The following is a 1,875-nucleotide window of genomic DNA, read 5'->3' as shown; positions in this document are numbered from 1 at the left end:
ATTAATACGGGTTTATTCAATAAAAATGCTCTTCGAAGAGAGCGTTTTTATTGCATAGCTTTAAGCTTGATATTATTAATATAGAATGGAGGGGCTTGTTTTTTAACTGAACGCCGGCCGAATGAAAAGTAAAAAGTATCTTGCAAATGCAGTGCTTAACAAATACAGAAAGATCTTTTAAATGGGCAGTAACTTTGATCCCTGGGGTGTGCGGCTGAACGGTACAGGGACTGTGAATGCGTATCAGAACCGTTGAGAGTTGCAGGAGAAGGGAAGGAGATGACCCTTAACTCCAATAGGGTAGACTTTGGGGCAAGGGTGTATAATCCGACGATTGGGCGTTGGGACCGAAATGACCCTGCGGCTGAGCTGTATTACGGGTATTCGGGGTATAATTATGTACTGAATAATCCTCTTTCGCTGACGGACCCTAACGGTATGTGGGTGAATGAGGGAAACCGGGTGACAACGGAATCCCTGAGGAGATTGCAGCGTTTATGGATGGGGTTAGAGGGAACGGTGGGGGAGATAAAGATAAGGACAAGAAGACAACCGGTGGTATTACTACCAGGACAGTGGCATCAGGGATGCCCGCCAATATAGCTTTTGGTATGGGTGTTTACGGAGGTTTACAACAAACGGGGCAATTTTTAGGTAGTTTAACTACAGTTGAGGGTTGGTCTGATTTGGGGCAAGGGTTTGTAAATATGATGCAAATGACAGCGCTAAATGCTCAAGGGACTTTTATGAGAGTTAATATGACTATGGCTATCAAGGATTATACACAACATATACCAAATATGACTGTCGGTGAAATTGCTTATGATGCAGGGTATGGGGCAGAGAAAGTTGGAGAAGCTATGCTGGCAAGAAAGGTAATGCCGGTTTCTAAAGCTAGTTTGGGGCTAAGGCGTGGTTTGGGAAATGCGTCAAGAAATACAAATATGATTTCTTTCGCATTGAAAGGCAAAATGGGTAAACTTCCTTTTTCGATTCCTACTATAATGCCCAGCTTTGGCCGTAGAACATCTGATATTGGGATAATGTTAAGTAGAAATATAATAACACCAGTTGGGTATGGAATAGGCGTTGGCCAACTACAATATGTGAAGAAATTTAAATAAGATGGAAGAACAATACTTGTTTCAGATAAAAGAGCTTTTAAAGAAGCACTTTGGATATAGAAAGGAAGTCTCTTTAGACTTTACTATTCAATCATTAAATGCTGTTTCTGAGGAAATTGATGCTTTTTTTGATGATTTTGGAGAAACGTTTCATATTGATGGAAAAGAGTACAATTATTATGATTATTTTCTCGAGGATGCTCACCCTTTTTATATTTTAAAAGACTTGTTCAATCGTACTATTCACCCATCAAAAACTAAAAAACTGCCTATTACAATTGAACATTTAATAAGAGTAGCTGAACAAGGAAAGTGGTTTAAACCCAAAAAGGAGTAGTGGGTGGTTATTACTATTGAGAGGGGAAGTGTCAAATATGTAGGGACTCCTTAAATACAATAAATTCAATTGATTTTGCCAATCCAGTTGAACTAAGAAATATCGACTTTATCAAATACAAACAAGAATGGGATTGGCTAATAGACCTATTTTCAGGAGATATTTCTTTCAAATCAGTTGGATTTATTCAGACAAATAGAAAAAAACCTGCTTTATTAACTTCTCAAACTCTGGGAGAAAAGGAGAGATCCGATTTGCAAAATTATTACAAAAGTATCGTGAATACAGGAAATACGGATGATACAATAGGTTTTGTGATATAATATTTGCCCCTTTGGTGTTACGAGAATAAAAAGCCCCGAAATCGGGGTTTTTATCATATTGCATAATGCTGTTTAGCTTTATGGTCACGAA

Annotated in this window: 3 protein-coding genes; all 3 read left to right on the top strand. The window is 38.3% G+C overall.

Annotated features, from left to right (window positions below):
• Positions 1-279: 279 nt before the first annotated feature.
• From AB2U10_RS14040 to AB2U10_RS14030, 3 genes are read left to right on the top strand one after another with little or no spacing between them, the layout of a single operon-like run.
• Positions 280-603, top strand: coding sequence for an RHS repeat-associated core domain-containing protein (locus AB2U10_RS14040; protein WP_367916108.1), 324 nt, complete (start codon positions 280-282; stop codon positions 601-603).
• A complete protein-coding gene (locus tag AB2U10_RS14035) occupies positions 498-1,124 on the top strand; it encodes a hypothetical protein (RefSeq protein ID WP_367916109.1) in 627 nt (208 codons plus the stop codon). The genes AB2U10_RS14040 and AB2U10_RS14035 overlap by 106 nt, the downstream gene beginning before the upstream one ends.
• Position 1,125: 1 nt before the next feature.
• The gene (locus tag AB2U10_RS14030) at positions 1,126-1,461 is read left to right on the top strand and encodes a DUF1493 family protein (RefSeq protein ID WP_367916107.1); all 336 of its coding nucleotides are present in this window, start codon (positions 1,126-1,128) and stop codon (positions 1,459-1,461) included.
• Positions 1,462-1,875: the final 414 nt, after the last annotated feature.

This window comes from Leadbetterella sp. DM7, from assembly GCF_040829825.2.
GTDB lineage: Bacteria > Bacteroidota > Bacteroidia > Cytophagales > Spirosomataceae > Leadbetterella.
The sequence above is the reverse complement of the archived record's forward strand: the minus strand, read 5'-3'. Positions and strand labels throughout refer to the sequence as shown.